The organism is Paenibacillus sp. FSL L8-0638, assembly GCF_038593075.1.
In the GTDB taxonomy this organism is placed as follows: Bacteria; Bacillota; Bacilli; order Paenibacillales; family Paenibacillaceae; genus Paenibacillus; species Paenibacillus polymyxa_D.
On the sequence record NZ_CP151960.1, the window covers coordinates 2,467,501 to 2,475,172 of the forward strand.

Below are 7,672 nucleotides of genomic sequence, written 5' to 3' on the forward strand. Positions count from 1 at the left end.
GTAACGAAAAGATCTGTGAGAATCAGATCCGCCGAAAGCCTAAGGGTTCCTGAGGAAGGTTCGTCCGCTCAGGGTAAGTCGGGACCTAAGGCGAGGCCGATAGGCGTAGTCGAAGGACAACAGGTCGAAATTCCTGTACCACCGTAATCCGTTATGAGCGATGGGGTGACGCAGTAGGGTAGTGACGCGGACGGATGGATGTCCGTCTAAGCAGTGAGGCTGATGTGTAGGCAAATCCGCACATCGTAAGGCTGGGCTGTGATGGGGAGCGAAAATTATAGTAGCGAAGGTCATGATCTCAGACTGCCAAGAAAAGCCTCTAGCCAGGAGAAGGTGCCCGTACCGCAAACCGACACAGGTAGGCGAGAAGAGAATTCTAAGGCGCGCGGAAGAACTCTCGTTAAGGAACTCGGCAAAATGACCCCGTAACTTCGGGAGAAGGGGTGCCTCGGTAGGGTGAATAGCCCGAGGGGGCCGCAGTGAAAAGGCCCAAGCGACTGTTTAGCAAAAACACAGGTCTGTGCGAAGCCGCAAGGCGAAGTATACGGGCTGACGCCTGCCCGGTGCTGGAAGGTTAAGGGGAGTGGTAAGCCTTCGGGCGAAGCTATGAACCGAAGCCCCAGTAAACGGCGGCCGTAACTATAACGGTCCTAAGGTAGCGAAATTCCTTGTCAGGTAAATTCTGACCCGCACGAATGGCGTAACGACTTGGGCGCTGTCTCAACGAGAGATCCGGTGAAATTTTAATACCTGTGAAGATGCAGGTTACCCGCGACAAGACGGAAAGACCCCATGGAGCTTTACTGCAGCTTGATATTGAATTTGGGTACGATCTGTACAGGATAGGTGGGAGCCGTAGAACTTTGAGCGCCAGCTTGAAGGGAGGCATCCTTGGGATACCACCCTGATCGTATCTAGGTTCTAACTTGGTACCGTGAACCGGTGCGAGGACAGTGTCAGGTGGGCAGTTTGACTGGGGCGGTCGCCTCCTAAAGAGTAACGGAGGCGCCCCAAGGTTCCCTCAGAATGGTTGGAAATCATTCGAAGAGTGCAAAGGCAGAAGGGAGCTTGACTGCGAGACCTACAAGTCGAGCAGGGACGAAAGTCGGGCTTAGTGATCCGGTGGTACCGCATGGAAGGGCCATCGCTCAACGGATAAAAGCTACCCTGGGGATAACAGGCTTATCTCCCCCAAGAGTCCACATCGACGGGGAGGTTTGGCACCTCGATGTCGGCTCATCGCATCCTGGGGCTGAAGTAGGTCCCAAGGGTTGGGCTGTTCGCCCATTAAAGCGGTACGCGAGCTGGGTTCAGAACGTCGTGAGACAGTTCGGTCCCTATCTGTCGTGGGCGTAGGAAATTTGAGAGGAGCTGTCCTTAGTACGAGAGGACCGGGATGGACGTACCGCTGGTGTACCAGTTGTTCCGCCAGGAGCACCGCTGGGTAGCTATGTACGGAAGGGATAAGCGCTGAAAGCATCTAAGCGTGAAGCCCCCCTCAAGATGAGATTTCCCAGTATGTAAGACCCCTTGAAGACGACGAGGTAGATAGGTTGGGGGTGGAAGTGCAGTAATGCATGGAGCTGACCAATACTAATCGGTCGAGGGCTTATCCTAAGATAAGACGCAATAAGTTTCGGATCCAGTTTTCAGGGTGTAACCTTGAACGTATGTATAAGTGACATACAACAAGTGCATGGCTATTCATTCACACGATATGTGGTGAACCGAATAACCGTACGGAAGAATTTGCGTAGCAAATTCATGTTTGGTGGCGATAGCGGAGGGGTTCCACACGTACCCATCCCGAACACGACCGTTAAGCCCTCCAGCGCCGATGGTACTTGGACCGCAGGGTCCTGGGAGAGTAGGACGTCGCCAAGCACGATAAAAAAGAGCACAGCCTTAATGGGCTGTGCTCTTTTTGTATACCATAAGGCTTTCGCGTTTTGAAAAATATACAAGAAAACAATACATATAATCCATTCCACTAAATTAATAAGATTGGGGGATAACTATAATAAAGCTGTTTACAACACTCTGGATATCGACCGATAGTGAAGTCAAACTTAATGAATTTATAAGGCAGCAAGTCTCCAACAACAGGGACCTTACTGCTTGCCGTTACTGTTTTTTGAGAGGGTGAAAGATTAAAAGTAAGGCTATAAATTTCTAGAGAACAGGTACTTTTGAAACGAGATAGAAACGTTTTTATTAGAGTTTGAAAAGAAAATTCATAGATTTGGGAGAGAAAAACTTAATCCAAACTGGATTTTTTAGACGAAGAGTCAGAAAAAAATATGCAAAAAATGGTCCTTTAGGACTATGGAATAACAATATTTATTACAAAAATAAAGAGTTATTAATTTTGGCTTATGTGAGCTTGATACAAATCCAATCCAATATTTAGGTGATTGAAGAGAGCTGCGGTAAAAGTCGGAATTTGTCGGATGATATCAGGTTGAATTTGTTACATTTATGTTAATGGCATGTAAAGATAAAATTGTTGTAGGATAAGGGGTTGGGACCTCAATGTAAATCAAAATGAGTTTAGTTTTACAAAATTCGTGAAAACCTGAAATCTTGTTTTAAACTAAATTAACAGATCATGATTGACAGATAACTCATACAAAAAGTGAAATTGTTGCTTTTGAAGTTTGGAAACAAATAACATAATATGGATTTTATTTTATTTTTATGAGCTTCGTCAATTTAGCCCTTTTGTCCCATGCCAAGCGGTTTTAAAGTTTGTATATTTAAAAACAGTTAGAAAGTGTTGGAAGAAAAAAAGAGATATAAGGATTTACTGTAAAATTATGAACTGCATAGAGGATGGAGGAATTCTTATGACAACTCGATCACAATCTTGGTTCGCGAAAACAGAGGTCCAACCGACTACGAAGCTCCAACTATTTTGCTTTCCCTACGCCGGTGGTGGTGCTTATATATTTAACTCTTGGAAGTCCAGGTTTGCGCCTGACATTACCGTGTTGCCTATACAACTTCCAGGACGTGAAAGCCGCTCAACAGAAGCTCCAATGGATACTCTTCAAAACATCGTTCAATCGTTGGTTCCAGCTATGGCTCCATACATACATAAGCCGTTCGCTTTTTTTGGACACAGTATGGGAGCACTGATTGCATTTGAAACAGCACGGCAATTGTACAGCAAAACTGGAAAGCTACCTGTGCATATCATCATATCCGGTAAATCCGCACCACATATTCCATATTCCAAAAAACGACTCCATGATTTAGCAGACGATTCTTTCACCGAAGAGCTTCGTTTGATGCAGGGAACACCTGAAGAGGTGCTGCAAAATGCAGAATTGATGCAAATTATTATGCCTCGTCTGCGTGCAGATTTTAAGGTATGTGAAACTTATGTTTATCAGCCGGGAAATCCATTGATATGTCCGATGACTGTTTTAGGCGGAATGAAGGATTTTGAGGTTAGCACAGATTCACTCCATGCCTGGCAACAGCATACGACATCACCTATGGATGTTCAAATGTTCGAAGGTAATCACTTTTTCATCCATGAACAAGAACAAGAGGTTATGAGCGCAGTCGAGAACATTCTTTCTACATCCTCGCCGATGGCCCACGCGGCGGGAGCTCATACAGCTTACAACACAAGCACCCTACAACCACGATTCAGACAGAGTTAAATGTCCCACACATCACGATACACTTCGTTATTACCATCTCAGCAACAATCAACAACCAACCCACACCAAGATGCAAATTCCAGCATAGTTCAAAATCGCATTTTATTCTGCACGGATACTCATGCATCCAAACCCAGAGTTTATCTCAACGACGTCCACAGCCAATATAAAAAGTTCACACTGAAAAAGTGTGGGCAGCGAAAAGAGGGATGCCCTTGTTTCGATTTAATTCTGCTTTTCGGAGACTCGCACGTTATGTAAGGCCGTATAATCTATGGGTTTTCATAACGGTGATCACCTCCTTGTGTTTGGCAGCTATTGACATTATTTTGGGTAAGGCCATTGAGCAAATGGCACAGGGGACATTCTCCTCTACCCAGAACATGATCTATCTGGTTGTTGGTATGACGCTAATTGGAATGCCCTGTAAGTTTGTGATGAGGTACGCTTCAGCGCGATTTAGTGTTAGTGCTCTGCGCGACTTGAGAGGCGATCTCGTACATAAGTTTTGCGATTTACCGGTTTCCAGCGTGGAAAGGAAATTTACCGGAGATTTGGTATCCCGTCTAACCAATAATACGGCAGTATTACAGAACTTTTTTATCCAGCAGTTTGCCAATCTGTTCTATTTACCGCTTGTGTTTACGGCATCACTCATATTGCTTTTACTGACAAGCTGGAAACTGATATTGGCAAGTCTTGCGCTCATGCCAATAGGAATGATCATAACATCACTAATGAGCAAGCCAATTGAAAAATACTCCGCGGATCTTCAGGAGAAAATTGCTCATTTGAACGCTATGGGGCAAGATGCAATCGGAGGAATCCCTATCGTCAAGGCATTCAATATGCAAGCTGTGCTGTTGAAGAAGTATATGGTGATTATGGAGGAGGTCGTCAAGCGCGGCTTACGGCTAGAAAAGCGCTATGCAGCCATTACTCCGGTAGGTGTGATGATGCTAGCAACACCGATTATTTTGGTCATTGTATACGGAGGATACCTGATACAACATGGAGAGTTGAATGCTGGAGGCATTGTACTTTTTTTATACCTGATTTCGTTCATATTGCAGCCGATTGCCATGCTGCCGACGATCATTTCGCAAATGAAGGAAGCGGGTGGAGCCGCAAAGCATTTGTTTGAGGTGCTGGATTGGCAGAATGAACGTCAGGACGGCGAAATGACCTTGGTAGATCAGAAGCGAGAGAATAGGGCGCCTCATTTGAAAGACGATGCAGATGGGGAAGCCAACCGAATGAGTGAAGGCGGAGCAGAAAGTGATGATGACGTTGATAGTGTTGCTGTAGTCAGCTTTGAGCATTTGACCTTTGGCTACGATGAAGGGAACACAGTGCTGAAGGATATCAGCTTCCAGGCAGGGCAAGGGGATATGGTCGCGATTGTCGGTGCCAGCGGTGGGGGTAAAAGCACGATTTTCAAGCTGCTTTGCGGATTTAATGAACCTGGAGAGCATGCTGGAACCATTCAACTATTTGGAAAGAGTTTGACAGATTGGAATTTAACAAGCCTACGCAGTCATATTTCGATGGTATCTCAGGAGCCGTCGCTTTTTCCGGCCACCGTTGCAGAAAATATCGGATATGGATGTCTGGAGGCGACTCGGGAAGAAATTGTCGAGGCGGCGAAAGCGGCACATGCGCATGATTTTATTGTTCAACTTCCAGAGGGCTATGAAACCCTGTTGAGCGAGCGGGGAGGCGGATTGTCTGGCGGTCAAAAACAGCGTATTTCCATAGCAAGAGCATTACTTAAAAATACTCCGCTGCTTTTATTGGACGAGCCGACTTCAGCACTCGATAGTCAGTCGGAGGCTCAGGTGCAGAATGCGATGAATGCGGTAATGCAAAACCGGACGGTACTGGTCATTGCTCATCGACTGTCAACCGTACGTCAGGCGAATCGCATTATTGTACTCGACCAAGGGAGTATTGTGGAATCGGGTTCTCATGAGGAATTATTAGGTCGTGATGGTGTGTACCGAAAGCTGTATATGAAAAATTTTGAAGAAGAACAGCATACGGCGGAAAACGGTAATTCATTGCCTGAGGAAAGAGGTGAGCGTCGTGACCTTCAAGCAGGGGTTTTATGAATTTAAGCAGTTGATGTCCCTGATGAAGCCGCACCAAAAATGGTATTTTACTGGGCTGGTTGGCAATAGTCTGACCAATGCCAGCATCACGATTTTACTTTCTTTTGTGGTGCATTATTTGTTGAATTTCGCGGTTAATGGCGATGTACAGGAGCTATACCGTGCGGTCTATTTGGTCAGTGGTACATTTTTGGCATTAAGTCTTATTTCCCCCCTGTGCAGCTATATGTATAAACGGTGTGTAAAGCTGGCGATTGCCGATGTACGAATGAAACTATTTGGCCACATTGTCAAGCTATCGTACGAAAAAGCCGAAAAACACCATTCGGGTGATCTTGTATCCCGTATGACGAACGATGTACAGGCGCTAGAGCAGGCTTACACCGTTCATATCCGCTCGATTATACTGGAAATTTCGCTTTTCTTGGGCTCGTTGGTCATTTTGATGGCTCTGGATTGGCGATTTGGGATTATGGCGGTTTTACTTGGGCTGGCTTCAGCCTGGATAAATGCTCATTTCGCGAAGAAAATGCGAAAGACGAGTGAAGAGTTACAGGGACGGATGAGCAGGTTCACGGAACGATTGAGTGATTTGCTTTCCGGTTTGCAGACGGTGAAGTTGTTTGGGTTGAGGACAAAGGTAGGTGGACTATGTAACGATGCAAGCGAGGACATCAATCGCATCAGCATCCGGCAGGGACGTCATATGGGCTTGCAGGATATGTGCAATTTTGTCATAGAGTTCATTACGCTGGGCGGTGTGCTTGTCGCCGGATTGATTCTGGTATCGCAGAAGCAAATGGAACTGGGAGTATTGGGACAGATTGTACAACTGCAAACCGGTATTTCAACGGTATTTTTGGAGCTAGGGGCGGCTGTAACACTGTTACAAAACTCCTTGGCAGGCTTGGCGCGTATCCGCGAAATTCTGGATGAGTCGAAGGAAGAGGAACAGTTCCCCGCGGCTAAAAAGAAGGGACCGCTGACTAGGCTTAGCGATCCCGAGACGGCAGCTTTATCAGCCCGTGAATCTGGGGAATTCTATGGCGATGTTGAAACCTTACGTTCAGACCACGCCATTGAACAGACTCCGGCTGCGCTGGAGCTGCACGACATCACCTTTGGCTATCAGCCTGACCACCCAACGCTGCAAAGGTTAAACTTGGTCGTGCCGGAAGGGCAGGTCACTGCACTTGTCGGTCCGAGTGGTGGTGGCAAAAGCACAGTCATGAAGTTGTTGCTGGGATTTTACCCACCGGATGAAGGTGTGCTGCGGGTTCGTGGTCGCTTGGCAGAAGAATTTCCGTTGGATGAGGTCAGGGATTTGATGGCCTATGTACCACAGGAGGCTACGCTGTTCCACGGTACAGTAGCGGATAATATCCGTTTTGGCTCACCGACTGCCACGGATGAGGAAGTGGAGGCTGCAGCCAAAACAGCCTATGCCAGCGGCTTCATAGCCGAGTTGCCAGAGGGGTACGACACGATTGTCGGTGAACGCGGAGCCAATTTGTCCGGCGGTCAAAGACAGCGGATCGCAATTGCCCGTGCTTTGCTCAAAAATGCACCGATTTTGCTATTAGATGAAGCGACCTCGGCTTTGGATGCAGAATCGGAATATGAAGTCCAGCAGGGCTTAAATGAGTTGATGAAGGATCGTACGACATTAGTTATTGCCCATCGATTGTCTACGATTGAACGGGCGGATACGATCTGTGTCCTTGCCGATGGCGAACTGAAAGAGCAAGGTACCCATGATCAGCTCCTTGCCGAGGGCGGTCATTATGCAGAGCTATATGAGCTTCAATTTCGAAAGCATCCCGAGGAACAAACCGCATAAATATGCGAATTTCCTTTTTACCAATATCTATTTTGCGAGGAGAGAGACGG

The 7,672-nt window shown here is 46.7% G+C and carries 3 protein-coding genes and 2 rRNA genes (1 of these 5 cut by a window edge); all 5 read left to right on the forward strand.

The window, feature by feature from the left end:
- Positions 1 to 1,617: ribosomal RNA gene (locus tag MKY35_RS11315) — 23S ribosomal RNA — on the forward strand (it extends 1,309 nt beyond the left edge of the window).
- Between the two features lie 150 nt (positions 1,618 to 1,767).
- Positions 1,768 to 1,884 (forward strand): 5S ribosomal RNA (gene rrf / locus MKY35_RS11320).
- Positions 1,885 to 2,846: 962 nt separating this feature from the next.
- A complete protein-coding gene (locus MKY35_RS11325) occupies positions 2,847 to 3,671 on the forward strand; it encodes an alpha/beta fold hydrolase (RefSeq protein WP_342446402.1) in 825 nt (274 codons plus the stop codon).
- Positions 3,672 to 3,886: 215 nt separating this feature from the next.
- Positions 3,887 to 5,782 (forward strand): ABC transporter ATP-binding protein, encoded by a 1,896-nt coding sequence (locus MKY35_RS11330; protein WP_342446403.1) that lies wholly within the window; start codon positions 3,887 to 3,889, stop codon positions 5,780 to 5,782.
- On the forward strand, positions 5,757 to 7,622 hold the full coding sequence (locus tag MKY35_RS11335; RefSeq protein WP_342446404.1) for an ABC transporter ATP-binding protein: 1,866 nt from the start codon (positions 5,757 to 5,759) through the stop codon (positions 7,620 to 7,622). The genes MKY35_RS11330 and MKY35_RS11335 overlap by 26 nt, the downstream gene beginning before the upstream one ends.
- The last annotated feature ends 50 nt before the right edge of the window (positions 7,623 to 7,672 follow it).

What these genes read in the sequence shown, in the direction of transcription:
- MKY35_RS11325 (WP_342446402.1), top strand. Translation starts at nt 2,847, where the DNA reads ATGACAACTCGATCACAATCTTGGTTCGCGAAAACAGAGGTCCAACCG.